This window comes from Streptomyces sp. 71268, from assembly GCF_029392895.1.
Taxonomy (GTDB): Bacteria; Actinomycetota; Actinomycetes; order Streptomycetales; family Streptomycetaceae; genus Streptomyces.
In genome coordinates, this window is the sequence record NZ_CP114200.1 from 5,633,545 (window position 1) to 5,660,207 (window position 26,663).

23 protein-coding genes and 3 tRNA genes are annotated in these 26,663 nt (G+C 74.3%); 14 read left to right on the top strand and 12 right to left on the bottom strand.

Going from position 1 to position 26,663, the window contains the following annotated elements:
• The first annotated feature begins 41 nt into the window (after window positions 1–41).
• The 3 genes from OYE22_RS22320 to OYE22_RS22330 all read left to right on the top strand — a co-directional run bounded on the left by OYE22_RS22320 (window position 42) and on the right by OYE22_RS22330 (window position 2,839).
• Window positions 42–683, top strand: coding sequence for a hypothetical protein (locus tag OYE22_RS22320; protein ID WP_277322054.1), 642 nt, complete (start codon window positions 42–44; stop codon window positions 681–683).
• Window positions 684–697: 14 nt separating this feature from the next.
• Window positions 698–1,369: a class F sortase gene (locus OYE22_RS22325; protein WP_277322055.1), complete on the top strand. Its 672-nt coding sequence runs from the start codon at window positions 698–700 to the stop codon at window positions 1,367–1,369.
• 480 nt (window positions 1,370–1,849) lie between these two features.
• On the top strand, window positions 1,850–2,839 hold the full coding sequence (locus OYE22_RS22330; protein ID WP_277324265.1) for a glycoside hydrolase family 6 protein: 990 nt from the start codon (window positions 1,850–1,852) through the stop codon (window positions 2,837–2,839).
• Between the two features lie 224 nt (window positions 2,840–3,063).
• Here OYE22_RS22330 and OYE22_RS22335 read toward each other — a convergent pair whose 3' ends face one another.
• Together OYE22_RS22335 and OYE22_RS22340 are read right to left on the bottom strand one after the other, a co-directional pair.
• Window positions 3,064–3,789 (bottom strand): FadR/GntR family transcriptional regulator, encoded by a 726-nt coding sequence (locus OYE22_RS22335; protein WP_277322056.1) that lies wholly within the window; start codon window positions 3,787–3,789, stop codon window positions 3,064–3,066.
• A gap of 101 nt (window positions 3,790–3,890) precedes the next feature.
• Window positions 3,891–3,964 (bottom strand) — tRNA-Lys (locus tag OYE22_RS22340).
• Between the two features lie 538 nt (window positions 3,965–4,502).
• On the opposite strand from OYE22_RS22340, the gene OYE22_RS22345 reads away from it, so the two are divergent.
• From OYE22_RS22345 to OYE22_RS22370, 6 genes are all read left to right on the top strand, one after another.
• The gene (locus OYE22_RS22345; RefSeq protein WP_277322057.1) at window positions 4,503–5,924 is read left to right on the top strand and encodes a peptidoglycan-binding protein; all 1,422 of its coding nucleotides are present in this window, start codon (window positions 4,503–4,505) and stop codon (window positions 5,922–5,924) included.
• Between the two features lie 404 nt (window positions 5,925–6,328).
• On the top strand, window positions 6,329–8,014 hold the full coding sequence (locus tag OYE22_RS22350) for an SPFH domain-containing protein (RefSeq protein WP_277322058.1): 1,686 nt from the start codon (window positions 6,329–6,331) through the stop codon (window positions 8,012–8,014).
• Window positions 8,015–8,019: 5 nt separating this feature from the next.
• The gene (locus tag OYE22_RS22355; RefSeq protein ID WP_277322059.1) at window positions 8,020–9,261 is read left to right on the top strand and encodes a hypothetical protein; all 1,242 of its coding nucleotides are present in this window, start codon (window positions 8,020–8,022) and stop codon (window positions 9,259–9,261) included.
• On the top strand, window positions 9,212–9,499 hold the full coding sequence (locus OYE22_RS22360; RefSeq protein WP_277322060.1) for a hypothetical protein: 288 nt from the start codon (window positions 9,212–9,214) through the stop codon (window positions 9,497–9,499). The genes OYE22_RS22355 and OYE22_RS22360 overlap by 50 nt, the downstream gene beginning before the upstream one ends.
• A gap of 250 nt (window positions 9,500–9,749) precedes the next feature.
• Entirely contained in the window at window positions 9,750–10,574 is an 825-nt protein-coding gene (locus OYE22_RS22365) for a nucleoside/nucleotide kinase family protein (protein ID WP_348652238.1), read from the top strand.
• A gap of 137 nt (window positions 10,575–10,711) precedes the next feature.
• On the top strand, window positions 10,712–11,302 hold the full coding sequence (locus OYE22_RS22370; protein ID WP_277322061.1) for a lytic polysaccharide monooxygenase auxiliary activity family 9 protein: 591 nt from the start codon (window positions 10,712–10,714) through the stop codon (window positions 11,300–11,302).
• A 302-nt stretch (window positions 11,303–11,604) separates the two neighbouring features.
• Here OYE22_RS22370 and OYE22_RS22375 read toward each other — a convergent pair.
• From OYE22_RS22375 to ehuB, 6 genes are all read right to left on the bottom strand, one after another.
• Window positions 11,605–11,678 (bottom strand) — tRNA-Lys (locus OYE22_RS22375).
• A 183-nt stretch (window positions 11,679–11,861) separates the two neighbouring features.
• Window positions 11,862–12,623 (bottom strand): IclR family transcriptional regulator C-terminal domain-containing protein, encoded by a 762-nt coding sequence (locus OYE22_RS22380; RefSeq protein ID WP_277322062.1) that lies wholly within the window; start codon window positions 12,621–12,623, stop codon window positions 11,862–11,864.
• Window positions 12,624–12,950: 327 nt separating this feature from the next.
• The gene (ehuA, locus tag OYE22_RS22385; protein ID WP_277324267.1) at window positions 12,951–13,721 is read right to left on the bottom strand and encodes an ectoine/hydroxyectoine ABC transporter ATP-binding protein EhuA; all 771 of its coding nucleotides are present in this window, start codon (window positions 13,719–13,721) and stop codon (window positions 12,951–12,953) included.
• A gap of 22 nt (window positions 13,722–13,743) precedes the next feature.
• The gene (ehuD, locus tag OYE22_RS22390; protein WP_277322063.1) at window positions 13,744–14,394 is read right to left on the bottom strand and encodes an ectoine/hydroxyectoine ABC transporter permease subunit EhuD; all 651 of its coding nucleotides are present in this window, start codon (window positions 14,392–14,394) and stop codon (window positions 13,744–13,746) included.
• Window positions 14,391–15,158: an ectoine/hydroxyectoine ABC transporter permease subunit EhuC gene (gene ehuC, locus OYE22_RS22395; RefSeq protein WP_277322064.1), complete on the bottom strand. Its 768-nt coding sequence runs from the start codon at window positions 15,156–15,158 to the stop codon at window positions 14,391–14,393. Before ehuC ends, ehuD begins: the two co-directional genes overlap by 4 nt.
• The gene (ehuB, locus tag OYE22_RS22400; protein ID WP_277322065.1) at window positions 15,155–16,063 is read right to left on the bottom strand and encodes an ectoine/hydroxyectoine ABC transporter substrate-binding protein EhuB; all 909 of its coding nucleotides are present in this window, start codon (window positions 16,061–16,063) and stop codon (window positions 15,155–15,157) included. Before ehuB ends, ehuC begins: the two co-directional genes overlap by 4 nt.
• A 130-nt stretch (window positions 16,064–16,193) precedes the next feature.
• On the opposite strand from ehuB, the gene OYE22_RS22405 reads away from it, so the two are divergent.
• Window positions 16,194–16,727 (top strand): DUF3830 family protein, encoded by a 534-nt coding sequence (locus OYE22_RS22405; RefSeq protein ID WP_277324268.1) that lies wholly within the window; start codon window positions 16,194–16,196, stop codon window positions 16,725–16,727.
• A 38-nt stretch (window positions 16,728–16,765) separates the two neighbouring features.
• On the opposite strand, the gene OYE22_RS22410 is transcribed toward OYE22_RS22405, so the two are convergent.
• Together OYE22_RS22410 and OYE22_RS22415 are read right to left on the bottom strand one after the other, a co-directional pair.
• Window positions 16,766–18,178 carry an amidase gene (locus tag OYE22_RS22410; protein ID WP_277322066.1) on the bottom strand — a complete coding sequence of 471 codons (1,413 nt, stop codon included), beginning with the start codon at window positions 18,176–18,178 and terminating at the stop codon, window positions 16,766–16,768.
• Between the two features lie 83 nt (window positions 18,179–18,261).
• On the bottom strand, window positions 18,262–19,206 hold the full coding sequence (locus tag OYE22_RS22415) for a D-2-hydroxyacid dehydrogenase (protein WP_277322067.1): 945 nt from the start codon (window positions 19,204–19,206) through the stop codon (window positions 18,262–18,264).
• Between the two features lie 202 nt (window positions 19,207–19,408).
• Between OYE22_RS22415 and OYE22_RS22420 the strand changes: the two genes are divergently transcribed.
• The 3 genes from OYE22_RS22420 (at window position 19,409) to OYE22_RS22430 (ending at window position 22,551) form a co-directional block, all read left to right on the top strand.
• Window positions 19,409–20,284, top strand: a complete 876-nt coding sequence (locus OYE22_RS22420; RefSeq protein WP_277322068.1) for a decarboxylase — start codon at window positions 19,409–19,411, stop codon at window positions 20,282–20,284.
• 251 nt (window positions 20,285–20,535) lie between these two features.
• Window positions 20,536–21,270 carry a decarboxylase gene (locus OYE22_RS22425; protein ID WP_277322069.1) on the top strand — a complete coding sequence of 245 codons (735 nt, stop codon included), beginning with the start codon at window positions 20,536–20,538 and terminating at the stop codon, window positions 21,268–21,270.
• Window positions 21,271–21,459: 189 nt separating this feature from the next.
• The gene (locus tag OYE22_RS22430) at window positions 21,460–22,551 is read left to right on the top strand and encodes an LLM class flavin-dependent oxidoreductase (protein WP_277322070.1); all 1,092 of its coding nucleotides are present in this window, start codon (window positions 21,460–21,462) and stop codon (window positions 22,549–22,551) included.
• A gap of 117 nt (window positions 22,552–22,668) precedes the next feature.
• Here the strand turns inward: OYE22_RS22430 and OYE22_RS22435 are convergent, their stop codons facing one another.
• Complete coding sequence (locus tag OYE22_RS22435; RefSeq protein ID WP_277322071.1) at window positions 22,669–24,708, bottom strand: bifunctional diguanylate cyclase/phosphodiesterase; 2,040 nt, start codon at window positions 24,706–24,708, stop codon at window positions 22,669–22,671.
• A gap of 421 nt (window positions 24,709–25,129) precedes the next feature.
• Between OYE22_RS22435 and OYE22_RS22440 the strand changes: the two genes are divergently transcribed.
• The gene (locus OYE22_RS22440) at window positions 25,130–26,410 is read left to right on the top strand and encodes a M6 family metalloprotease domain-containing protein (RefSeq protein ID WP_277322072.1); all 1,281 of its coding nucleotides are present in this window, start codon (window positions 25,130–25,132) and stop codon (window positions 26,408–26,410) included.
• 120 nt (window positions 26,411–26,530) lie between these two features.
• Here the strand turns inward: OYE22_RS22440 and OYE22_RS22445 are convergent.
• Window positions 26,531–26,604 (bottom strand) — tRNA-Lys (locus OYE22_RS22445).
• Between the last annotated feature and the right edge of the window lie 59 nt (window positions 26,605–26,663).

A 26,663-nucleotide genomic window follows, 5' to 3' on the forward strand; every position in this document is an offset into this window, starting at 1 on the left:
GGTGTGGGGGCGCGAACGCTGGGAGGACCAGGAGGTCCACCATGCGCTTCGTCCCCCGCACGCTGGGCGCGGCGGTGATCGCCGTCGGGGCGGTCGTCGCCGTGCTCGCCATCGGCTCGGCGGCCAACGAGTCACCGCGCCCCACGCTCGTCGTCAGCCCGGCGCACGCCCGGCCGGGCGACGAGGTGGAGGTGCGGGCCTTCGGGTGCGAGGGGCGTACCGGGGCCGTCGCGTCGCGCGCGTTCGTCGTGGACGCGCGGCTCGCGCCGGAGCCGAAGGGCGGGGACGGGCTCTTCGCGGAGGTGATGATCCGCGGCGCGGCCGACGGCGGCACGTACGACGTCACCGTGCGCTGCGACGGGCGCGCGGGTGTGGTCGTCGGCCGGGTGCACGTCGGTGCCGCGGGCCAGCGGCCCGCCGACGTACCCGACGTGACGCGCCCCGACCGGGCCGGCGACGACGCGCTGCCGAGGCCGGCCCGTTCGCCCGTCGCGCCGGTGCGCGCCGGGGGCGGCGGCACCGCGGGCGAGCCGCGCGCGGTGGCGGCCGACGAGGAGCCGCCACGGGACGGCGGTGTCGGGGTCGCGGAGGCGTACGGGCTGGTCCTCGCGGGCGGTACCGCGCTGACCCTCGGCGGCATGGCGTTGCGCCGGCGCGGCCGGGCCGGCCGCCCCACCGGCTGAGCGGCGCGGCGCGGATGGTCGAGGCACCCACGCCGGGCGCCGGGCGCGGCCGACTGCTGGTCGGGCTGGCTTGGGCGGCGGTGGTGGTGGCGCTGTGGCTGTGGGGCAAGGGCGGTGGCGCGGGCATCGGCGCGGCGCCGACCACCGGCGACGTGGCGGCGGCGGGCCGCCCCGGCGGGCGCGTCCTGCCGCCGCCGCACCCGCCGTTGCCCGCCGCCGCGCCCCGCGCGCTCGACGCGCCGGCCGCCGAGGTGCGCCGGGCCCGCGTCGTCGGCCGGGGCCTCGACGCGGCGGGCGCGGTGGAGCCGCCGCCGTACGACAGGCCGGGCGACGTCGGCTGGTACCGCGCTGGCCCGCGTCCGGGCGAGGCGGGGGCCGCCGTGTTGGTGGGGCACGTGGACACCGCGTACAGGCCGGCGGTCTTCCACCGCCTGAGCGCGCTGGAGCCCAGGGACCGGGTGCGGGTGGCGCGGGCGGACGGGGCGGTGGCCGAGTTCACCGTGGAGGACGTCGCGGTCGTCACCCGTGACCGGTTCGACGCCCACCGGGTGTACGGGCCACGCCGGGTGGGCCGGGCCGAGCTGCGCCTGATCACCTGCGGCGGCACCTTCGACCGCGCCACCCGTACGTACAGCGCCAACGTCGTGGTCTCGGCGTACCTGACGGCGGTACGCCACCCCGGCTGACGGCTGACGGCTGACCCGCCCGTGACGGCGTGTCGGGGGTGACGGGTGAGGTGCGTGGGCCGTGCGTGTGCGGCGGGTTCCGCCGGGGTGGCTCGCGGGTTGGTCGGTGAGGCCGGTTGGTGGGGCGGCCGGACGGGGCCGTTCGGGGGCGGGTGTGGGGTCGCGGGTGGGCCGGTCGTGGCGGTCGGCGAGGAGGACGGGCGAGGGGGCCATGTCGCCGCGCGCTCGCGGGGCACCGTCGCGGTACAACAGAGTGCCTACGGACACGGCTCGGGCAGGGACGGTGTGCAGGGATTGAAGCGACCAAACGTGTCCCGCGAGGAGATCGGCGCGGCCCGGCGCGGCCCGGCGCGGGGAGCGGCGGAGGGCGTGGCGGGGGCGTGGCGCGGCGCGCGCCGGTGGGCGCGCTCGGGGCGTCGCGGTGGGCGCCGGCGCGGGGCGGTTCGCCTGGTGCCGGCCGTCGGGGTGGCGCTGCTGCTGATGTCGGCGTGCTCGGCGCCGGCCGACTCCGACTCCGACACCGACGGCGGCCAGCGGCGCGCGGTCGACGTCGCCAAGCCGATCGCGCAGCGGCCGGCATCAGTCGTGCCGTACTGGGTCAACCCGCGCGGCAACGCGGCCCGGCAGCTCGCCGCCTACCGTGCGGACGAGCGGCCCGAGGAGGCCGAGCTGATCGAGCGGATCGCCCGGCAGCCGGTCGCCGAGTGGATCGGGGTCGAGGACCCGAGGGGCCGGGCCAGGGGCTTCACCGAGGCGGCGGTGGCGGCCGGCCGGGAGGCGCTGCTCGTGCTCTACAACATCCCGCACCGCGACTGCGGCCAGTACTCCAAGGGCGGCGCGCCCGACGGCGACGCGTACCGGCGCTGGCTTACCCAGGTGATCGCCGGCATCGGGGACCGCCCCGCGACGGTGATCCTGGAGCCGGACGCGCTGCCGCACGTGGAGGACGGCTGCACGCCGAGGAAGTTCCACGAGGAGCGGTTCGCGCTGCTCGCCGAGGCGGTCCACCGGCTGCGCGGGCTGCCGCACACCAAGGTGTACCTGGACGCCGGCAACCCGCACTGGATCACCGACCCGCGACGGATGGCCGAGCCGCTCAGGCGGGCCGGCATCGACGCGGCCGACGGCTTCGCGCTGAACATCGCCAACTACCAGACCACGCGGGAGAACACGGAGTACGGGAAGAGGTTGTCGGACCTGGTCGGCGGCAAGCACTTCGTGATCGACACCAGCCGCAACGGTCGCGGGCCGGCCCCCGGCGCGGACGATCCGCAGGCGTGGTGCAACCCGGACCAGCGCGCCCTGGGCGAGCCGCCCACCACCCACACCGGCGACGAGCGCGTGGACGCCTACCTGTGGGTCAAGCGCCCCGGCGAGTCGGACGGCACCTGCAAGGGCGGCCCACGGGCCGGCGCGTGGTGGCCGGAGTACGCCCTGGAACTGGCCCGCAACGCGCGCCGGGGCCCGTAGCGCCCGCCGGGGGCCGTGGCGCCGAACGCGTTCCCGGCCTGCCCGCCAGGCTGCCCGTAGCCCCGGGCGGTCCCGGCCCGGTCGCCGGGTGCGGGCTCGCCCGCCGGGCCCGTACGCGCCGCCGCCCGCCTCCCGGCTCCCACCCTCCCGCGCGACCGCCGACGGCTGGCGGCCGGCGGTCGGCGCCCGCCCGGCAACGATGCCAAGCGGGGGAGGGGCCGGGCTCAGCCGGGTTCGGGGCGGGCGGCCGAGCGCAGTCGGGTCCTGATGTTGCCGAAGTGGTCGCGGATCGCCGCCTCGGCGCGCAGCGTGTCGCCGGAGCGGACCGCCGCCAGGATCTCGCGGTGCTGCTCGCAGGTGACCTGGGGGTCGGGGGAGCCGTCCACCAGGTCGGTGCGCACCCGGTGGAAGGCGTCCCAGAACGCCTCGAGAACCTCGCTGAGCAACTGGTTGTCCAGGCCCCGGTAGAGCGCGGCGTGGAAGGCGCGGTCCGTCTCGGTGCGCACCGGGCCGTGCGCCGCCTCCGCCGCCATCCGCTCCACCAGCGCGTCCAGGGTGGCGAGGTCGGCGTCCGGGACCCGGCCGACCAGCCGGGTCAGCAGCCCGGTCTCCAGCGCTTCGCGCAGTTCGAGGAGTTGCAGCAGGCTGTCCTCGCCCCGGTAGTGCCCGGCGACGGTGCGGAAGGTGAGGCCCTCGATCATCGGGGCCATCGACATGGCGCCGACGTAGGTGCCGAAGCCGTGCCGGATCTCGACGATGCCCATGGCCTGGAGCGCCTTCAGCGCCTCGCGCACCGAGTTCCGGCTGACGCCCATCAGCTCCATCAGCTCCGCCTCGGTGGGCAGTGGGGCCCCGGAGGGCAGGCGACCGTCGATGATCAGCCGTTTGATGCGTTCCTGGATGTCGCTCGCCACTTTGCGACTGTGCACCGCCACCTCCGATTTGGCCATCCCCCGGACGCACGGCCAGCGGCCCGGCGCGGACGGCCAAGGTGGCTGACGGAACGACTGTGGGCCTCCTCGTCGATGACGAGGAGGCCCACAGTGTGACGTGCGCCGCCAGGGACTCGAACCCCGGACCCGCTGATTAAGAGTCAGCTGCTCTAACCAACTGAGCTAGCGGCGCGCGCTGACAACGGAAACCTTACCCGACGCCGGAGCGTGCTTTCGACCGCCGTCGCGCCGCCCCGCGCCGGACCGGGCTCCCGGCGCCGCCGACCAGCGGTTACGGCGGGCCGCCCGGACATCCCGTGAGCCTCCCGGCGGTATCCCGCAATTATCCCGAAAGGCCGCTTGCCGCCGGGCAGTACGGGGGCCAGGCAGCGCCCGTCGCATTTCCCTTTCGGCGGCGCTTTCGGGGACGCTCCACCGGGTTTTGTGATGTGAGACACGTACGCGTCCGGAGATCGCCCGCACTTCTTTCGGGCTTTCTCGTCGCTCGGCCCAGCGCTCCCATATCGCATGGCCATGGTCGAACTCTCGGGCCGAAAGTCCCGGCCTTTCGGGACTTTGGACTGCCGGGTGTCGGGTTTCGCTCTGTGAAGATCATTCCGTTGCTCATGTCACCAGTTGCTCCGTCAACATGCGGTTTGTCCGAGTAGTTGAGAAGCTGAGTTGCGCGCGCAGCGCCGTGAAGTGTTCGCAGGACCTCGGAGGGGATGGGTATGCCAGCGCCGGTTTTCCACGAATACGAGCCCCCCATCGACTGCCCGTGCGCGGGATGCGTCGAGCGCCGCAGGCTGTTGCCGAACGCGGCGTCCCCGCGCGCGGGCGGTCACCCGGCGGCCCACGGAGCGCGGCGGGCGATGGTTCTGGTGGCGGCGGCCGGCACGGTGCTCGGCACCGCGAGCCACGGGGCCGGGGCGGCCGACAGACCCGCCGGCCCGGGCGCGCCGGGCGCCCGCACGCCGGGCGCGGTGGAGCCGTCCGAGGTGGCCGAGGGCCCGGTGGCGGCCGACGTAGCGGCTGCCGCCGCCGGGGCGCTGGCCCTGGTGGCGGGGGACGCGCCGCAGGGCGCGCCGGGCCCGCTGTACGGCGGCGGGGAGTCCGCGCCCGGCGGCGGGCACGCCGTCACGGCCGCGTCGAGCCGGACCATCACCCGCGCCGCGATCCTCGCTCGGGCCCAGCGCTGGGTGGACCAGCGGGTGCCGTACAGCATGGGCGGTTACGCCGCCGACGGCTATCGGCGCGACTGTTCGGGCTTCATATCCATGGCCTGGAACCTGGGCAGCAACCAGTGGACCGGCAGCCTTCCCGCCTTTGCCGTACGGATTTCCAAGAGCCAGCTCGAACCGGGGGACATGCTGCTCTTCCACAACGCCGCCAATCCCACGGCCGGTTCGCACGTGACGCTCTTCGGCGGCTGGGTCGACACGGCGAGGACCCGCTACATCGCGTACGAGCAGACGCGCCCGCACACCGTCAAACGCTCGACGCCCTATGCCTATTGGAATAACTCCAGCAAATACGTGGCCTACCGCTATCGCGGGGTGCGGGACGGCGGAATGCCGGGGAATCCAGGCGGCGGCGACCACGGCACCGCCTTTCCCGGTACGCGCGCCTTTGGACCGGGCGCGCACAACGCCCATGTGACGGAACTCGGCCGGATGTTGGTGCGGCGCGGCGCGGGAAAGTTCTACGCGTCGGGGCCGGGGCCGCGTTGGAGCGAGGCGGACCGGCGCGCGACGCGGGCCTTCCAACTCGCCCAGGGCTGGCGCGGCGCCGAGGCCGACGGCATTCCGGGGCCGAGCACCTGGCGCTACCTGGTCACCGGCCAGGGCCGGGACGTCGGCGCCGGCCCCGGCAGCACCTCCGGTAGTGGCTCCGGCAGTACGGGCGGTCACCGGGTGCCGGCGTTCCCGGGCGTGGGGGCCTTCCGGCCGGGCCAGTCCAACGCGCACGTCGAGAAGCTGGGCCAGCGGCTGGTGCGCAAGGGGTTCGGCCGGCACTACGCGCAGGGCCCGAGCCGCCGTTGGACGGAGAGCGACCGCCGGAACGTCGAGGCGTTCCAGCGCGCCCAGGGGTGGCGCGGCGCCGACGCCAACGGCTACCCGGGCCTGGAGACCTGGCGCCGGCTGTTCGCGTGAGTGCCCCGCGGGGGCCGGTGCCGGGTGCCGCCTCGCGCCGGGCCGCGCGGTAGCCGCGCGGCGTCACGGCCCGGCCCGGTTCGGCCGGCGCGCCCCGGCCCCGGCGGGTGCGCGAGTGCTCGCCGGGCGGGTAGTCGGGGGCGTGGGTGGCGGCGTACGCCCCGCACGGCGGCGGGCCCGACCGCGCCGGCGTGGGCAACGTCGCGACATGGGCGCGGGTACTCACGGGCAGGCGAGGGGTTCGAGCGGGAGCAGCGAACGGAGCGAGCGGCTGGGGCGTGAGGGGCGGGGGAGGCGATGCGGGCGGGCGTCCGCACCGTACGGGAGCTGGCGGCCGTGCGGGCGGGCGTCCCGCGCGCGGGGGCCGGTACGGGGGCTAACGGAGAGGTCTGACGGAGAGGTCTATGGAAGCAACGACGCGGACACCCGGGGCGCGCGACGCGCCACCGCACACCCACCCGGCCGGCACCACCCGGCACCCCGACCCGTTCGGCCCGCCCGACGGGCCTGACCGGCTCCACGGGCCCGACCCACTCGACGGACTCGACCCGCTCGACCCGCTCGACGGCCCCAGCGCGCTCCACGGGCCGGACGCGGCCCCACCCTCCGACGCGCTCCACGAGGCCACCTCCGTGCGCGAGCCCGCCCCCGCACGCGAGCTCGCCTCGACCCGGCAGCCCGACGCGACCCGGAAACCCGACGAGGCGCCCCGGCCTGACCCGGCCCAGCGCCCCGATCCGGCCTCCCGACCCGATCCGGCCCAGCGACGCGAAACCGTCCAGGAGCCGCGCCCAACAAGGCAGTTCGACGTGGCCCTGACGGCAGGCGCGGCCCAGCGGCAGGACGCCGGCGAGTCGGTGGTCGCGGGTGGGTCGCTCGGGACCGGGCGAGCCGGTGCCGTCGGCGAACCGTGGGGGCGGCAGGTGGTGGAGCTGGGTACCGCGACCGGCGTGTTGCGCGAGGTGCGGCGCGCGCCCGAGCCGACCGTCACGGTGGGCGGCGCGGGAGCCCGTACGGCGCGTGGCGCCCACCCGACGCCGGGCGCCGCCGGCGCGGCGCGGCGGATGGTGGCCGACGACGCGGAGTGGGAGAGCGCCGTACGGGCGTCGGCCCCCGACGCGTACGCGGACGAGCCCCGGGAGCGGCCGGGGCCCGCGCTGCCCGGCTGGTGCGCGGTGCTGGCCGGCCTCGCCGCGCTGGCCGCCGGCGGCGCGCTGCTGTGGTGGGCCGGCGCGCTGCCGGCGCGCGGGGTCGAGGCGCTGGGGCTGCCCGTGCGCCGGCGGTCCGGCACCCCGCCGTGGCTGTGGGCGGCGGTGGCCGCGACGGGCGCCGTCGCCCTGCTCGCCTTCGGCGGGCTCGGCCGGGGGCGGGTGGGCAGCGCGTGGGTGCTCAGCGCGTTCGGCCGCTACCGGGGGAGCGTGCGAAGAACCGGCCTGGTGTGGATCAGCCCGCTGGTGCTGCGCCGGCGCGTGGACGTACGGCTACGGCACTGGCGCGGCGAGCCGATGCCGGTGGTGGACGCGCGTGGCGTGGAGCTGCGGGTGGTGGTGCTCGTCGTCTGGCGGGTACGGGACACCGCCCGGGCCGTGCTCGCGGTGGACGACCACGTCGGCTACCTGCGGGAACAGGTCGAGGCCACGGTGGCGCGGGTGCTCTCGCGGCTGCCCGCCGACGCCTACGGCGAAGTGCCGGGCGCCGGTGCCGCCGGGCACGCGCACCCCGCTTCGGGCCCGGCCGACGGCGCGGCGCCGGCCACCCTGCGCGACGGACAGGCGGTCGGGGACGCCCTGACCCGGGTGCTGGCGGCGCGCTGCGAACCGGTGGGCCTGACGGTGTACTCCGCGCAGCCGATCAGCCTCGCGTACGCGCCCGAGGTGGCCGCGGCCATGCAGCGCAGCCAGCTCGCCGCGATCGACGCGCGGCACCGCGACAGCGTGCTGACGACGGTGGTGGACGCGGTGGACGACACCGTGCACCGGCTCACCGCCCGTGGCCTGGTGGAACTCGACGACTACGAACGCAAGGCCCTGGTCAAGGACCTGACGGTGGCCTTCTACACGGCGCGCGGCGCGGCGCCGGAGAGCAGGTGACAGGGATGCCCGGCAGGGAAGGGGAGACGGTGGTGACGGGTGTGACCGGAGCAGGTACGAAGCCGACGACGGCGACCACGACGACGGGTACGGCCACGGGTACGGACACCCCGACGCCCCCACCGGCGGGCACGCCCACGACCGGGGGCCCCTCGGGCGAGCGGTGGGTGACGGAGCCGGGCGCGCCGGCGCGGTCGTACGAGGCGTCGCGGCCGTACGAGGAGTCGCCCGGCTCCCCGGCGCGGCCGGGCGGCGGCGCGGGGCCGGTCTCGTCGGCCGGGCTCGGGGAGCGGCTCGCGCACGGCTTCCTGCCGGAACGGCCGCCGGTCCGGGCCATGATCGGCACCTGGGTCCGGTTGGACGAGCTGGCCTCGTCGGTCGCCCTCGCGCCCTCGCGGGACGCCGCCCGTGACCTGGTCGAACGCGCGGAGCGGGCCGGCGAACTGGCCGCCCTGCGCGCCCGCGTGACCCGGTTGACCCACCGGCACGCGGAGGCAGCGGCGATGCGCGTCGCCGTACTGGCCGCGGCCTGCGGCTGGGCGCACCTGACCCCGACCGACCCGGAGCCGGACGAGCGGGCGGGCGCGGGCCTGACCGACCTGTGGGCCGCGCTCGGGCACCGGCTCGACCAGCCGCACTTCGTGGCGCTGCCGGCGCTCGCCCTGCACAACTGGACCACTGCCCGCAAGCCGCGCCGCCACATGCCGATCGACCAACTGGTGCGCGCGGAGGCCCTGGTGCCGGTGGTCCGCTGGACGCCGGCCGGGGAGCCGCTGGGCCGGCTGGACCGGTTCCTGCTGGCCACCACCCGGCTTGAGGCGCACGGCGTATGGCTGTTCCGACTCGCCGACGCGCTGGCCCACACGCTCGCCACGCAGGGCCCGGACGCGCCCGCGACGGCCACGGCCCTGCGCCGGCTGGCCCGGGTGCTGCACGCGCTGCGGGCCCAACTGCTGGCCGAGCAACGGGCGGTGGCGGACGCGCCGGCGAGCGAGCAGCAGCGTACGGTCATCGCCGCGCTCGCCCGCGCGGCGGCCTCGCCCGGCGAGCACCCCGGTCGCGCGCGCCCCAACCCTCCGCGTCTGGTGGCCCCGCGCTCGGCCGGCCCGCGCCCGGTGGGCCCGCGGGCCGCGCGCGACGGGGGGAGGGGCGGTGGGCCGGGGCAGCGCACACCTGCCGGCCACCCTCGAACCGCCCGTGCTCCAGGCGGCCGAGGCCGCGCTCGGTACGGGGGCGCGCACGGGTGAGGCGAGCCGGCAGGCGGTGCGCCGGCACCTGCCCGCCACCCAACGCGCCTGGCTGACCGCGCTGGAGCGGCAGTGCGCCCCCGTCCGTGGCTTGGCCCCGCGCGGCGGCCCGGTCTCGGCGGCGTACCACGAGGCCCGCACCTCCCTCATCGCCCTCCGCCACAGCTACGCCCACCTGCTGCACACGGCCCAGTCCCCGGTCCCGTCCCCGGAGACCGGGGTACGTCAGGTCGCCTGAGCCAGCGACGCGCCCGACGTGGGGCGTACGGCGCGTCGCGGGGCGCCTGGCGCGGCGCGGGGCGTACGGAGGAGGCGAGGGACGCCACGGGGTACGGGGCACGGCGGCCGGGCCCGGCCGGGTCGGGGCACGGCGACCGGGCCGGGCCGGGTCGGGGCACGGCAACGGGTCAGGCCTGGCCGGGTCGGGGCACGGCGCGCGGGTGAGCTGGGTGGGGCGCGGTGGCGCCGAGGGCCTAGCGTGCCGTGGCATGGCTGACCACCCCGTACTCCCGAACCCGGACCGTCCCGTTCCCCCGAACCCGGACCACCTCGTACCCCCGGAGGACTCCATGCCCCCAGAGGACGCCGCGCCCCCGGAGACCTCCGTACCGTCAACGGACTCCGCCCGCTCGGGCCGCGTCGGGGCGCCGCCGCTGGACCTCGTCGCGCTCGCGGCCGAAGCCTGGTCGCTCGCCGCCGGTGCCGGGGCGCGGCGGCTGTTGGGGATCGCCGGCGCGCCCGGGGCCGGGAAGTCGACGTTGGCCCGGGCCCTGGTCGCCGCCGTGCGGGAGCGGCACGGCGCGGGGAGCGCCGCGTACCTGCCGATGGACGGGTTCCACCTCTCCAACGCGCAGTTGCGCCGGCTCGGCCTGACCGACCGCAAGGGTTCGGAGCCCAGCTTCGACGTCTGGGGGTACGCCGCACTCCTGGAACGGGTGCGCCGGGAGGAGCGGCGCGAGGTCTACGTACCCGACTACGACCGGACGCTGCACGAGCCGGTGGCGGCCCGGCACCTGGTGCCCCCGTCGGCCCGACTGGTGATCACCGAGGGGAACTACCTGGCGTGCGACGCTCCGGGGTGGCGCGCCGCGCGCGCTTCGCTGGCCGAGGTCTGGTACCTGGAGACGGCGGACGCGGTACGCGAACACCGTCTGGTCGAGCGGCAGTTGGCGGGTGGCCGGGACGCCAAACAGGCCCGCGCCTGGGTGGCGGGCAACGATCAACCGAACGGTGAACAGGTCAAGGAATCGAGGCGGCGCTGCGACCGCGTTCTGGTCCCACTTGATATGGACATGTTCAGTTGGCGGGACTAGTCTCGAACTTGGTCTAGACCGCCTCAACCCCCCACGCGTACCAGCCTCAGCACCCACCACCAACCCCCCGCGCACCACTTCACGCACGCCAGAAACGCCTCCACACGCACTCCCCACACGCTTGTCAGGAGCCAAGCATGCGTAAGAAGATCAGTGCGGCCCTCCTCGGGCTCGGCCTCGCGGGATCGTCCGTCTTGATGACCGGTGGCACCGCCACCAGCCACGGCTACAGCGACAACCCCCCGAGCCGGCAAATCCTGTGCGCCCAGGGCAAGGTCAAGAACTGCGGCCAGATCGTGTGGGAACCGCAGAGCGTCGAGGGCCCCAAGGGCTTCCCGACGCGCGGCCCCGCCGACGGCAAGATCTGCGCCGGCGGCGATGCCCGATGGGCCCCGCTCGACGACCCCCGCGGCGGCAAGTGGCCCGCCACCAAGCTCTCCTCCGGGCAGAGCGTCAACCTCACCTGGCGGATTCCGGTGCCGCACTCCACCACCGACTTCCGCTACTACCTCACCAAGGACGGCTTCGACCCGACCAAGCCGGTCACCCGGGCCAGCCTGGACCTGACGCCGTTCCACACCGTCCCGTACAACGGCCGGCAGCCCTCGTCCAGCGTGAGCCACCCGGCCACCCTGCCGCAGCGCAGTGGCAAGCACGTGCTCGTGTCCGTCTGGACGATCAACGACACGGGCAACGCGTTCTACGCCTGCTCGGACGTCGAGTTCTAGGCCCGCTTCCAGGCCCGCGCCAGCGCCGCCCGCCCCCGGTGGCCCCTGCCCGTCCGGGGCGGCGACGCTGACCGGCCGCGACGGCGGACCCGCCGCCGCGACGGCGGTCTCCGCCCGCGCCACCGCTCACCCGGGCGGCACGGAGCAGCCCCACGCTGCCCCGTGCCGCCCGCACCCGTCCGGCGCGCTGTCGCGCTCGCACTTTTCCGGCGCGCTCCCAGCCTGAACCGCCCGGGCGCACAGACGACGGTGGGCCCCCCGGAAAACTCCGGGGGGCCCACCGTCTGATGCGTCATACGAAGTGCGCCGCCAGGGACTCGAACCCCGGACCCGCTGATTAAGAGTCAGCTGCTCTAACCAACTGAGCTAGCGGCGCGCGTTGACGAAGTACATCTTACCCGCCCATCGGGGGTGCTCAGAACCACCGTCCGACCCGCCTCCACCGCCGTGACCTGCCCCGCTCGCCGCCGCCCGGCGGCGTCGCCGGAAGCCGTCAGGCCGGCGAGGCCCCCGCTCGCCGCGCCGGCGAGACCCGCTGGAGCGCTCGTGATCAGTACGGCTAGAGCGTGAGCGACAGCAGCACCGGCGCGGCCTCGCGGTTCAGTGCGTACGCCGCCTGCCGGAGTCGGTGCGCGTGCTCCACCGGCAGCGACAGGGCCAGGCAGCCGACCGCGCGGCCGGCCGTGATCGGCACGGCGGCACACACGGTGCCCACCGCGTACTCCTGGAGGTCGAGCACGGGCACCGTCGCGGGCTGGCTGTCCAGGCGGCTGAAGAGCACCCGCTCGCTGGTGGTCGTGCGCGAGGTGAGTCGCACGATCTTGTGTCGCGACAGGTGCTCGCGGCGCTCGTTGTAGTCGAGCTGGGTGAGCAGGCACTTGCCGACCGCGCTCGCGTGGGCCGCGACTCTGAAGTCCACCCACTCGTTGACTCTGGGCACGTTCGGGCCGTCCGCGTACTGCGTGATCTTCACCTCGCCGTCGATGTACCGGCTGATGTAGACCGCCGCGCCGACCGTGTCGCGCAGCGCGGTGAGCGTGCGCTGGAGCTTGGCGTGCAGCGCCTGCTGGCGGTTGGCGCCGCTGCCGCCGAGTACGAGCAGCGCCTCCCCACTGACGTAGGCCCCGTCGCTCGTCTGTTCCACGTACCCCTCGCGACGCAGCATCGCCAGGAGTTCGGCGAGCTGGGCGCTGGAGGCGTCGATGCGACGGGCGATCTCGACGTCGGTGACGCCACCTGTGTGCTTGGAGACCATCTCCAGCACCCGGAGGGCATGCCGTACCGAGTGCTGTGGGGCGGTCGGCTCGGGCTTCGGCGCCACGGTTTCCCCCTACCAGGTTGTGACCGCTTGCGGTGTCGCTGTCGCTGCTGGTCACGGCCGACGGGTGGAGCGCGGCGCGACCTCGGGCAGCGGAGCTTCGTACCACGATAGCCGCCAAGCGGTGGCCATGACGGGGGTGTTGGGTGAATTGCTGTCGCCGGACACCCGGCTCAACAGCGACGCGCCACGGTGGCATATGCCAGCGTCATGGATCGGATCATCAGCTCGGGGGACCACCGCGCTCGCGGCGCGCGGCGGCCCCCACCGCCCGGGTGGCACCGACGGCGCTCCGGGCCCGGCGCCCGACCCGGCCCGGAAGCGTCGCGCTCAGAGCACGGCGCTCAGGAACTCGCGGGTGCGCTCGTGCTCCGGCTCGCTGAATATCTTCTCCGGCGGGCCCGACTCGATGACGCGCCCCGCGTCGAACATCAGCACGTCGTCCGAGATGTCCCGGGCGAAGTTCATCTCGTGCGTCACGCACAGCATGGTGATGTCCGTCGTGTGCGCCAGGTCCCGCAGCACGTCCAGCACGCCCGCGACCAGCTCCGGGTCGAGCGCCGAGGTCACCTCGTCGAGCAGCAGCACCTGCGGGCGCATCGCCAGCGCTCTGGCGATGGCGACGCGCTGCTGCTGGCCGCCAGAGAGCTGGGTCGGGTACGCGTCGCACTTGTCGCCGAGGCCGACCAGGTCGAGCAGGCCCCGGGCGCGCTCCTCGGCCTCGTCCTTGCCCATGCCGAGCACGTGCACCGGGGCCTCGGTGATGTTGCGTAGCACGCGCATGTTCGGGAACAGGTTGAACTGCTGGAAGACCATGCCGATCTTCTTGCGCACCTCACGGGTGTGCTTCTCGCCGGCCGGGACCAGCTTGCCGTTCTTCTCCTCGTGGGTGAGGTAGTCGCCGTCCACCATGATCGTGCCCTCTTCGGGCTTGAGCAGCGTCATCAGCAGCCGCAGGATCGTCGTCTTGCCGGAGCCGGACGGGCCGATGAGGGTCACGTGCTTGCCGGAGGCGACCGTGAAGTCGAGGTTGTCCAGGACGGTGTTGTCGCCGAACCGCTTGGTGACGTGGTCGAAGCGGATCAGCTCGGAGCCGTCCACGGCGGGGTTCTGGGTGATGGGTTCAGTGGCCAAGACGACGCTCCAGAGCTCGCATCAACAGGGATGCCGGGTACGAAATGAGGATGAAGGCGATGCCGACCATCGTGTAAGGCTCGATGTACTGGAACGAGGTCGCGCCCTCTGACCGGGCCTTTTGCAGCATGTCGGTGACGCCGATCAGCGCGATCATCGGGGAGTCCTTCAGCATCGCGATGACGTAGTTGCCCAGGGCCGGCACCACCCGGCGGATGGCCTGCGGCAGGATCACCACGAACCAGGTCCGCCCGCGCGCCATGTTCAGCGCGGTGGCCGCCTCCCACTGGCCGACCGGTACGCCGTCGATGCCGGCGCGGTAGACCTCGGCGACGTACGTCGAGTAGTGCAGGCCGAGCGCGATCACGCCGGTGGTGAGCGCGGAGAACTTGATGTCCCAGCTCGGCAGCACCCAGTAGAAGAAGAAGAGTTGCACCAGCAGCGGCGTGTTGCGGATGAACTCCACGAAGACGCCCACCGGCCAGCGCACGAAGCGCGTCGACGAGCGCAGGGCCAGCGCCCACACCAGCCCGAGCGCGAAGGCGAGCACCGAGCCGAGCGCGGTGGCCTGCAACGTGATGAGCAGCCCGTCGAGCAGCTCGGGCAGGAAGTCCCTGGCGACGTCCCAGTTCCAGGTCACTTGGCACCTCCCGAGGCCAGCGCGTCAGCCGACTTCGGCGCGGCGGGACGCTTCGCCTGGGCCCTGGTCGACCCCTTCGTCAGCCTGGCCAGCAGACCGTCGCCCGGCGGCGGGGCCTGCCCGATGCTCGCCTTGGCCTTGCGCTCGAGCAGGCGCATCGCCCGGGTGAGGAGGAAGGCGAGCACGAAGTACAGGACCAGGATGATGGAGTAGATCTCCAGGCTCTCGCCGGTCGCCAGGCGCGAGAGCTGGGCGGCGAAGGTGATGTCCGCGACGCTCACGGCCGACACCAGCGCGGTCGCCTTCAGCAGCTCGATCAGCAGGTTGTTGAACGGCGGGATCATCTCGGGGATGGCCTGCGGCAGCACCACCCGCCGCATCCGCTGCGCCGGCGAGAAGCTGAGCGCGATGGCCGCCTCGCGCTGCGCCGGGGCCACCGCCGCCAGCGCGCCGCGCACGATCTCGGAGCCGTACGCCCCGTACGTCAGCCCCAGGGCCAGTACCGCGGCCCACATGGGTACGAGCTGGAACTCAAAGCCCAGCGGCATCACGAAGAACAACCAGAACATCAACACCAGAGCCGAGGTGCCGCGGAAGACCTCCACGTAGAAGCCGGTCAGGAAGCGGACGATCCACAGCCGTGAGGTGCGCGCGATGCCGACGCCGAAGGCCACCAGGGTGGCGAACACCGCGCTGTAGAGCGTGAGCTGCACGGTGATCCAGATGCCGGGCAGGAGCCAGTGCTCCCACAGTCCCGCGGTCATGAACACAACTCCTCGGCCGTGAGATCGGTCATCTCCGTCTCGGTGAAGCCGAACGGCCGCATGACGCGCAGGAGTTCGCCGCTCTTCTTCATCTTGTGCAGCTCCACGTTGAAGGCGTCCCGGAGCTTGGTCTCCTCCGGGCGGAAGGCGAACCCGCCCGCGCCGATCGCCGGCTTGCCGTCGGCGTCCAGCGCCTGGAACGGCTCGGTCGCCTCGGCCTTGCGGCTGCCGCGCTGCTTGACCACGTTGTGCACGGTCACGGTGGTCCCGGCGAACACGTCCACGCGGCCCTGTTCCACCGCGAGCAGGCCCGCGAGCTGGTCGGGCAGCACGGTGATCTCCGAGCGCTTGACGCCCGCCGTCTCGGCGTAACCGATCTGGGCGTACGCGGTGCCGCTGGCCATCCGCGCGCCGGTGCGCACGATGTCCTTGTAGTCGCGCAGGTTCTTCGGATTGCCCTTGGCCACGATGAACGCGTCGAGCATCTTGTAGTCGGGATCGGAGAAGATCACCTGCTCGCAGCGGACCGGGTCGATGTACATGCCGGCCGATACCACGTCGAACTGCTGAGAGCGCAGACCCGGAATGAGTGAGGAGAACTCCGTCGGCACCGGCTGCACGCTGCCGACCCCGAGCCGCTTGAAGATCACCTTGGCGATCTCCGGCGCCTCTCCCGTGAACTCCCCGTCCTTGTCGATGTACCCGAAGGGGATCTCCCCCGCGATCCCCAGCCGGACCGTGCCCTGAGACCTGAGCCGGTCCAGCAGATTTCCCCCGTCCTTGGCGTCCGCGCTGGAGACTCGGCTACAGCCGGCCGCCCCCAGCAGCCCCAGAGCCGCGCCGCCCGCGAGCAGCGAGCGCCGTGCCAGCCCTTTTCCCTTGTCGTTCCCTCGTGGTCGAGCCATGGCCGCGCGGCTACCCGAGTTGAGTGAAGTTATGCGGATCGTTTCCAGCCCTTGACGTAGCCCGTCGACAGGCCGTGACCTGGAGGAGCGCGGCACGATGGATTCCGGAAAGCGGCGAGAGGAGCAGTCGGTGACCGACCGGTTCTTGGAGGTCTCCCTCGACAGGCGCGGCGTGCGCTGCACGGCGAAGCTGCTCGACGACCGCGCCCCGCGCACCTGCGACGCCGTGTGGAACGCGCTCCCCCTCGGCGGCGACGTCTACCACGCGAAGTACGCGCGCAACGAGATCTACGCGCTTCTGCCGCCGTTCGCCCCACGGGAACCACCCCTGGAGAACCCCACCATCACCCCCATCCCCGGCGACCTGTGCTACTTCACGTTCACCGAGACCCAGTTGGGGACCGCCTCCTACGGCTACGAGGCGGCGCGGGCGGCCACCGCGCGCGGCGCGGGCACCGCCCCCGCGCGGCCCACCCGGTCGCGGGTGGTCGACCTCGCGCTGTTCTACGAGCGCAACAACCTGCTGATCAACGGCGACGCCGGCTGGGTGCCCGGCATTGTCTGGGGCGCCGTGGTCGACGGGCTCGACCGCATGGCCGACGCCTGTCAGGACCTGTGGCGCGCCGGCGCGCTGGGGGAGACCCTCAGCTTCCGCCGGGCGTGACCCTCAGCTCCCGGCCGGGCGTGACGGCCCGGCGCGGCTCACGCCCCGGCCCCGGGCGCGGGCGCCCGTACCGCGTCGGCGACGCCCGCCCCGTACAGCGCGTGCGCGACGCGCAGCACCAGCGCGTCCGCGTGCCGCGCCGCCACCAGCTGCACCCCGATCGGCAACCCCCGCGAGGAGAGTCCGCACGGCACGGAGGCCGCCGGCTGCTGGGTGAGGTTGAACGGATAGGTGAACGGCGTCCAGCCCGTCCACCGCTCAAGCCCCGAACCCGGCGGCACCTCGACACCGGCGGCGAAGGCCGTGATCGGCAGCGTCGGGGTGACCAGCAGGTCGTAGCGGGTGTGGAAGCGGCCCATCGCGTGGCCGAGCGCCATCCGCGCGTCCACCGCCGCCAGGTAGTCCAGCGCGCTGTAGGCCGCGCCCCGCTCGCACACCTCGCGCAGCCCCGGGTCGAGCAGCGCCCGCCGCTCCTCGTCCAGCGGCTGCACCACCCGCGCCGCCCCGCTGAACCACAGCACGTGGAACGCCTCCACCGGATCGGTGAACCCCGGCTCGGCCTCCTCCACCACGGCGCCCAGCTCGGCCAGCGACTCCACCGCCCGCCGCACCGCCAAGGCCACCTCCGGGTCCACCGAGACCCCGCCGAGGGTGGGGCTGTAGGCGACCCGCAGCCCGGTCAGCGGCTCGTCGAGCCCGGCCCTGAACCCGTCGCCGACCTGCCCGAGCTGCGACCAGTCCCGCCAGTCGGCCCCGCTGACCACGTCCATCAGCAGCGCCGCGTCGGCCGCGTCCCGGGTGATCGGGCCCACGTGCGAGAGCGTCCCGAACGGGCTCGCCGGGTACAGCGGCACCCGCCCGTACGTCGGCTTCAGCGCGAAGGTGCCGCAGAACGCGGCCGGGATGCGCACCGAGCCGCCGCCGTCGGTGCCCAGGCTCAGCGGCCCGGCCCCCCAGGCCACCGCCGCCGCGCTGCCCCCGCTGGAGCCGCCGGAGGTGCGCGCGGGGTCGTACGGGTTGCCGGTGACGCCCTCGCGCGGCGAGTCGGTCACCCCCTTCCAGCCGAACTCGGGCGTGGTGGTCTTGCCGAGGAAGACCGCGCCGTGCTCGCGCAGCCGGGCCACCGCCGGCGCGTCCTCCGTCCACGGGCCCCGTTCGGAGAGGGTGAGCGAGCCGCGCAGCGTGGGCCCGCCGCGCAGCAGCAGCATGTCCTTGATCGACACCGGCACCCCGTCAAGGAGGCCCAGCGGCTCGCCGCGCGCCCACCGCGCGGCGGACTCGGCGGCCTCGCGCAGTGCCGTATCGGCGTCCAGCCGGGTGAAGGCGTGCACCAGGGGCTGGATCTGTTCGGCCCGGGCCAGCGCGGCCCGGGTGGCCTCGACCGGCGAGACGGTGCGCGCCGCGTAGCTCTCGACGAGTTGAACGGCTTTCAGGTCGCACAGATCGGTCATCCGGCCCCTCCGGGTTCACTCGTGCGGTCGGTGGCGCCGGCCGGCCCACCGGGCGGTGGTGCGGTGACCTCGTGCGCGGCACCTCATCCGGGCACGTAGCCGAGCCGCTTGTCGACCACGTTGAACAGCGGCTCGCCCGCCGCCCACCGGTCGAAGTTGTCCTCGAACTGTCGGGCCAGGTCATCGCGCCAGCCCACCGTGTCGCCGCTCATGTGCGGCGAGACCAGCAGCCCTGGCGTGTCCCACAGCGGGCTGTCCGACGCCAGCGGCTCCCGCTCGAACACGTCCAGGGCGGCCCCCGCGAGTCGCCGCTCCAGCAGCGCCGCGCGCAGTTCCTCGGTGACCACCAGCGGGCCCCGGCCCACGTTGACGAAGTACGCCGAGGGCGCCATCCGGGCGAACGCCGCGCGGTCGAACATGCCGCGGGTCGCGGAGGTCAGCGGCGCGGCGCACACCACCCAGTCGGCGTCCGGCAACAGGTCGTCCAACTCGTCCGCGCCCCGCACGCCCGCGCGCGCGGTGCGCCCCACCCACTCCACGCGCACGCCGAGCGCCCGCAGCGTCTCGCCGATCGCCCGGCCGATCGGCCCGACCCCGACGACCACCGCGCGGGTGCCGGCCAGCCGCCGGGTCTCGCGGTGCCGCCAGCGGCGTTGGCGCTGGAGTTCCCAGGTACCGGCCAGGTCCTTGGCGAAGGCCAGCACGAGCGCGCCGACGTACTCCGCGATCGGCTGGTCGAAGACGCCGCGCGCGTTGGTCAGCAGCGTCTGGGACTCGACCAGATCGGGGAAGAGCAGCCGGTCGACGCCGGCGCTGGCCGTGTGCACCCACCCGGGCCTGGGCCCCGACCCCGGCCAGGCGTCGCGCAGCGCGTCGGACTGGAAGTCCCACACGAGCAGCACGTCGGCGCCCGGCAGCAGCGCGGGCAGCGACGCGGCGTCGCTGACCTGGACACGCGCCCGGCCGGCGAGCCGGTCGAGCCGTACGGGGGGAGTGTCGCCGAGGACCACGACGGTGAGTTCAGACATGGGCGGGAAACCGTTCCGAAACGTCGAGCGGGTAGGAGGTTCCTGGCGGGCGGCAAGTCACCGTGGATATGCGGATTGACCACGCTAGGCAGCGGAAACTACCGTCGTCAACAGCGGTTCCTATCCCGACGTCCCGGCATTCACCGGCTCTCTTTCCCCTGGCCAACGGCCACAGCCCGGCGTTTCACATGGGGGCTCGAAAATGGACGTCTCTTTTCTGGGTGGCCCACAGCGGCAACGCGGCGTGGGCGTCGTCGCCCCGTTCGACTTCGCGCTGGACCGTGAACTGTGGCGCTGGGTTCCGGATGAGGTCTCGCTGCACCTGACCCGCACGCCGTTCGTCCCGGTCGAGGTGAGCCTCGACCTGGCGCGGATCGTCAGCGAGCACGAGACGTTGCGCGCGGCGGTGCAGGCGCTGAGCGCCGTCGCGCCCGAGGTGGTGGCGTACGCCTGCGCGTCGGGCAGCTTCGTCGGCGGCGTGCCGGGCGAGCGGGCGATGTGCGCGGCGATGACCCAGGCGGGTGAGGTGCCGTCGCTGACCACGTCGGGCGCGCTGCTCGCGGCCCTCGACGAGCTGGGCGTGCGGCGGATCGCCCTGGTCACGCCGTACACGAAGTCGGTCACCGACGCCCTGGAGGAGTACCTGGCGGCGGCCGACATCGCCGTCGTAGGCCGCGCCTACCTGGGGCTGACCGGGGCGATCTGGCGGGTGCCCTACCGGGACGTGGTGGACATGGCGCGGCTGGCGGTGGTCGGCTCCGCCGACGCCCTGTTCATCAGCTGCACCAACCTCCCCACCTATGACGTGATTCCGCAGTTGGAGGCGGAGTTGCGGATGCCGGTGCTGTCCGCGAACCAGGTGACGATGTGGTCCGCGCTGCGGACGATGGGCGCCCGGGCCGTCGGCCCCTACCAGGCGCTGGTCGACCCCGCCGCGCGCTCGGGCCCGGTCGCGCTGCCGCCCGTCCCGCCACCCGAGGAGGCGTACGCCGGCTCGTCGGGCGCTCCGGAGTCGGACCTGCCGGACGGCCTTGATCCGCCGCCGTCCCCGGACGAGTACGGCGGCCCGACCGGCTAGCCGTGCTGTCCGGGCGGGGGCGGGCCGGACCGCCACCGACAGCGCGGACACGTTCCGCTTCCGGGCCCCGCCGGTCCGCCGTGGACCGCGGGGGCGGCGGCGGAATGGCGGGAAGGAAACAGCGCCCCGTGCTGCCGGAAAGGGCCGAACGACGTAATGGCCGGCTCCCGGGCGCGGGGCGTCGAATAGCGGAAACGGGGCGGTACGGCGTCATCCGGAACGGTGGGAGATCGGTGATCAGGAGGTGGCGCGTGACGACGGTCGGATTTCTTTACCCCGGTTACTCGGCGGAAGACGACTATCCACGTCTGGAGAAGCTGCTCGGCGGCGATATTCGACTGCCGTTGGTTCATACCGATATCGGCGAGGACGCGCACCGGGTGGACGCCCTGCTGGAAATGGGATCGGCGGCCAGGCTCGCGGCCGGGGTGGGGGAACTGCGCCGGCGCGGCGCCGACGCCGTCGTCTGGGCCTGCACCAGCGCCAGCTTCGTCTTCGGCTGGGAGGGCGCCGGCGAGCAGGTGCGCGAGCTGGCGGCCACCGCCGGCGCCCCGGCGTCCAGCACGTCCTTCGCCTTCGCCCGCGCGGCGCGCGCCATCGGCGCCGAACGGGTGGCCGTGGCCGCGACGTACCCCCGGGACGTCGCCGACCGTTTCACGGCCTTCCTCAAGTCGGCCGGCATCGAGGTGGTCCAGGCGCGCGCCAGCGGCGTGATCACCGCGGCCGAGGTCGGCACCTGGGGCGAGGCGGAGGTGTTGCGCCTGGTCCGCGCCGGCGACCACCCGGACGCGCGGGCCGTGCTGCTGCCGGACACCGCCCTGCACACCGCGGCCCACCTGCCCGCCCTGGAGGCCGCCGTCGGCAAGCCCGTGCTGACCGCCAACCAGGTCACCGTCTGGGAGGGCCTGCGGCTGCTCGACCGCGCGGTGACCCGGCCCGGGCTCGGCCGACTGTTCGTGACGGGCGCCGGGTGCCCGGCCGTGTGAAAGCGCAACAGGCAGCCGCAGTAGGGTAGTTGGGCGCGATCGACGGCGGGCGCGGGGTCCGCGCCGGGTCCGTACCGTGGCCCGTACGAGGAGGCGCGCGAGATCGCGTGGCGGACCCCGGGAATAACCGGATGCGATCTCCGGTTAGCGTCCTCTGCTACGTACGCGATCTCAGGAGGCACGACGCCGGTGGACACGATTCGAGGAACGGCGAGCGGCACCGCACCCGTACCGCTCTCCGTGCTGGACCTGGCGACCGTCGGCAGCGGGCTGACCGCGAGCGACGCGCTGCGCACCTCCGTGGAGCTGGTCCAGCTCGCCGAGCGGCGCGGCTTCCACCGGTACTGGGTGGCCGAGCACCACTCGATGCCGGGCGTCGCCAGCTCCTCGCCCGCGGTCATCCTCGCCCACCTCGCCGCCCACACCGACCGCATCCGGCTCGGCTCGGGCGGCGTCATGCTGCCCAACCACGCGCCGCTGGTCATCGCCGAGCAGTTCGGCACCCTGGAGGCGATGGCGCCGGGCCGGGTCGACCTCGGGCTCGGCCGCGCGCCCGGCACGGACGGGGCGACCGCCGCCGCGCTGCGCCGCTCGGACCGGCTGAACGAGGGCGCCGACGAGTTCCCCCGCCAGCTCGCCGAGCTGACCAGGTTCCTCGACGCGGACTTCCCCGACGGCCACCGGTACGCGCGCATCCACGCCATCCCCGGGCCCATCCAGGGCAGCGTCCCCGGCGGCGTGCAGTCCGCCGACCGGCCCGCGATCTGGCTGCTCGGCTCCAGCGGCTTCAGCGCTCAGCTCGCCGGCGCGCTCGGGCTGCCGTTCTCCTTCGCGCACCACTTCTCGGCGGCCAACACCATCCCCGCGCTCGACCTCTACCGCTCCTCGTTCCGCCCGTCGGCCGTGCTGGACGCCCCGTACGCCTCCATCGGGGTCGGCGCGCTGGCCGCCGACGACGAGCGGGAGGCCCGCCGCCAGGTCATGACCGGGGCCCTGTCGATGATCCGGCTGCGGCTCGGCCGGCCGGGCCTGATCCCGACGCCGGAGGAGGCCGAGGAGTACGCGTTCGCCCCGGCCGAGCGCGAGTTCGTGGACAGCCACGTCGCCAACGTGGTGCACGGGACGCCGGACGCCGTGCGCGACGGCCTCGACCAGTTGGTCAAGCGGACCGGCGCGGACGAGCTGGTGATCACGGCGAACGTGCACAGCCCGCGGGCCCGGCTGCGCTCGTACGAGCTGATCGCCGACGCGTACGGCCTGCCGGCGCCGACCGCGCCCTGACCGCGGGCCACGGTCGCGGCCCACGTCGTACGGGCTGCGCCCCGCCGCTGGCCGGCGCGGGGCCCGGGGAGGGGCGGGGCCGCGCGGCCGGGGCCGCGCCCGGCCGGTCGGCGCGGCTCAGCCCTCCGCTCGGCCCTTGTCCGTGCCCTCCTCGCGGAGCAGGGCCGAGACCTGCTCGGGTGAGACCGGGCGGGAGAAGAACCAGCCCTGCCCGGTGTCGCAACCGATGCGGCCCAGTCGCTCGGCCTGCTCCGCGCTCTCCACGCACTCGGCGGTCACCGTGAGCCCGAGCCGGTGCGCGAGCTGCACCAGCGCCTCGACGATCGTCTCGTCGGCCGGGTTGGGGTGCTCCTCGGCGCGGAAGCCGCGCACGAACGAGCCGTCCAGCTTCAGCGAGGAGACCGGCAGCCGGCTCAGATAGGCCAGGTTGGAGTAGCCGGTGCCGAAGTCGTCGATGGCGATGGTCACGCCCATGTCGCTGAGCTGCTGCAACGCCTGCAACGGGCGGCCGGCCGAGCCCATCACGGCCGACTCGGTCAGCTCCAGTTGCAGCAGCTCGGCCGGCAGCCCGGTCTCCGCGAGGGTGGCCGCCACGTCCGCGACCAGGTCCGAGTCCCACACCTGCCGCACCGCCACGTTGACGCTCACCCGCACCGGCCGGGTGGGGTGGGCCAACTGCCAGTGCCTGGCCTGCCAGCACGCGGTGCGCAACACCCAGCGGCCCAGCGGCACGATGGCGCCGTTTTCCTCCGCCAATCCGATGAACCGATTCGGCGCCAGCAGCCCGAACTGCGGGTGCCGCCACCGTACGAGCGCCTCCGCGCCGCGCACCAAGCCGTCCTCCAGACCGACGAGCGGCTGGTACTCCAGCATGAACTCGCCCCGCTCGACGGCCTGCCGCAGCGTGCTGGACAGCGCCTGACGGGTCATCCGGTGCGCGTTGCGCTCCGGGTCGAAGAGCGCCCACCGGGCCTTGCCGTCCGCCTTCGCCCAGTACAGCGTGGTGTCGGCGGCCTGCATCAGGGCGGTGGTGTGCGTCCCGGCGGCCAGCCGCTCCACGACCCCGATGCTCGCCGAGACCGTCAACCGGTGCCCGGCCACGTCGAACGGCCGCTGGAGGGCGACCAACAGCGCGTGGGCCAACTCGGTGAGCTGGTCGGTGCCGGTCGAGTCGGTCACCAGCAGGGCGAACTCGTCGCCGCCGAGCCGGGCCACCAGGTGTCCGTCGGGCGCGGCGCACTCGGCCAGCCGCTGCCCGACCGCGCCGAGCAGCTCGTCCCCGACCCGGTGCCCGAGCGTGTCGTTGATCGCCTTGAACCCGTCGAGGTCGAGGTAGCACAGCCCGACCCGGCCACTGCGCCGCCCACCCACCGCCGCCGCCCCGCCACCGCGCTGGGCGTCGCCACCGCGCTGCGGGCCCGGTTCGCCACCGGTCCCGGCGGCGCCGCCGGGGCCGCCACCTGTCGCGGCCCCGGCTGCCGGGCGCGCCGCGTCGCCGTCGCCGTGCGGCGCGCTCTCCCCGCCCGACGGATGCGGCACCTGGGCCGCCCCGGGCGCCACCGTGGCCGACTCCAGCGCGCTGGCCAGCCGCTCGAAGAACAGGCTCCGGTTGGGCAGCCGAGTCACCGGGTCGTGCATCTGGAGGTGGCGCAGCCGGGCCTGGAGATCGTGCTGCTCGCTCACGTCCTCGATGGTCAGCAGCACCGCCCGCCGCTCGGCCGGCCCCTCCGGGTGCTGGTCGCACCGGTCGGCCCGGGCGGCGGCCCGCCGGTCGGCGCGCCGCCGGCGGCGCCGGTCCGCGGGCAGCGCGGCCGTCAGGTCGGCGGCCAGGTCGGTGTCCGCGGCCAGCGGGACCACGGTGACCTCCACCCAGCGGGCGCGCCCGTCGTGCTCCCGCAGCCGTCGCGTACAGCGCAGCCGATCGTGCCGTCCGCGCAGCACCTCGCCGTAGGCGGACCACAGCCGAGGGTCCTCGCGCAGATCGGCGAGGTCGGCGGCGCTGGCGCCGCGCAACCGCTCGGGGTCGGCGCCGAGCAGCGCTCCGAGAGCCGCGTTCGCGGCGTGCACCACCCCCTCGTGGTCGACGACAGCCATCGCCACATGCGCGGCATGAAAGGCGGCGCGGTACTCACTCAGTGGTGCGTTACGTTCCGTCATCGTCGGCAGGGTCGCGCTAGGCGCGCCGCTGTGGCCGTCGAGAGATCCGCTCACCGCTCGCTCCCGCAAAGCGCTCGTCTCGTACAGGGTGTGGGTCAGTCGCATACCGGGCGGCGGGCAGCCGGGGCAGGCGGCCCGGGGAGGGAATTCGCGCTGGAAATGTGGCGATCATAGAGGTTTGCTCTTCGGCCGTTCCAGCGACGCCGCCGCGATCATCGGCGTCACCTTGGGGCCCGGGTAAGAGAATGATTGCTTTTGGCGGACCGTGCACGATCCCAGCTTTCAATTGACCGGCTGTGACTTTCTGTTACATACCCGCCAGGTCGGCTTGTCACTCGACTGGTTGAGTGGAACAGGGCGTACCCCGACAAACCCGCACAAGGTGGATGAGGTGTCCCCTCGTCCACCCGGGGAGGTCGTTGTGGCGCGTTCGCGTGCACCCGCCAGGGCCGGGCCCCTGCGCCGCGCGGCGGCGGTGCTGACCTCGTTGAGCGCGGTCATCGCCACCACCGTGGTCGCCGGCCCCGCGGAAGCGGTCGGCCCCGGCGGGCCGTGCGCGCTGGAACGCACCGGCGCGCACCACTCCGAGGGCCTGGACACCTGGAACCCGGAGTATCCCCGCCCGATCGGCACCCTCGACGCCGCGATGATCTTCCTGTCCTTCCCCGACGCACGCCCCACCCTCACTCCAACCGCGCTGGCCGCCGACCACTTCCCGGGCACCGCGCGGTTCTTCGAGCGCGCCTCGTACGGGAAGTTCGACCTGCGGGTGCACCCCATGCGGCGCTGGCTGGCCATGCCGGCCCCCTCCACCACGTACGCCATCCAGCGCGACTGGGAGAGCGACCGGCGCGCCGCCTACCTGCGCGACGCGCTCGCCACCGCCGACCCCGCCGTCGACTTCAGCCGGTACGACCTGGTCTACCTGGTCGCCGACCCGGGCGCGCCGGGCGTGGACGCGGACGCCACCAAGGTCGTCAACCTCGACCGGCCGCTGACCGTGGACGGCGCCAAGCTGCGCCGCCTGGTCACCGTCTTCGAGCAGCACCCGCCCGACCACAACGTCCTGGCCCACGAGACCGGCCACGTCTTCGATCTGCCCGACCTCTACCACCGCCCCAGCGACGGCAAGGGCGACTGGGACACCCACGTCGGCGACTGGGACCTGATGGGCAGCCAGTTCGGCATGGCGCCCGAACCGTTCGGCTGGCACAAGTGGAAGCTGGGCTGGCTCGGCGGGCGCGAGGTCGTGTGCGTCCACCGCCCCGGCACCACCCTGCACACCCTCGACCCGCTCGGTGCCCCGCGCGCCCCCGGCGCGCCGGGCCACCCGCGCGTGGTCGTGGTGCGCACCGGCCCGGAGAGCGCGCTGGTCATCGAGGCGCGCGGGGCGTACGGCAACGACGCGGGCACCTGCTCCGAGGGCGTGTTGATCTACCGGGTGCGCAGCGGTACCGCCTCCGCCGAGGGCCCGGTCAAGGTCGTCGACGGGCACCCGGACGCCGGCGCCTGCGAGAGCGCCTCGGTCTACCCGGACCTCGCGGACGCGCCGCTCGACGTCGGCGAGAGCTACGCCGCACCCGAGGACGGCGTCCGGGTCAGCGTCGAGGACGCCACCGTCGCCGACGCGTACTCCGAGGGCGGCCCCGAAGGGCGGGGCGCCACCTGGACCGTGAAGGTCACCCACGACCCCGTGGGCTGACCCGGGCCGGCGCCGCGCGGCGAACCGCGCCCGGCAGGCGTGGGGAGAACGGCAGGCACGGCGGCGAACGGCAGGCATGGCGAAGGGCCCCGTACCAAAGCACGAGGGCCCTTCTTCAGGTGCGCCGCCAGGGACTCGAACCCCGGACCCGCTGATTAAGAGTCAGCTGCTCTAACCAACTGAGCTAGCGGCGCTCGCTGACGTGGAAAACCTTAACACCAGGGTCCGGCGGAATGAAAATCGGTTACGCCCA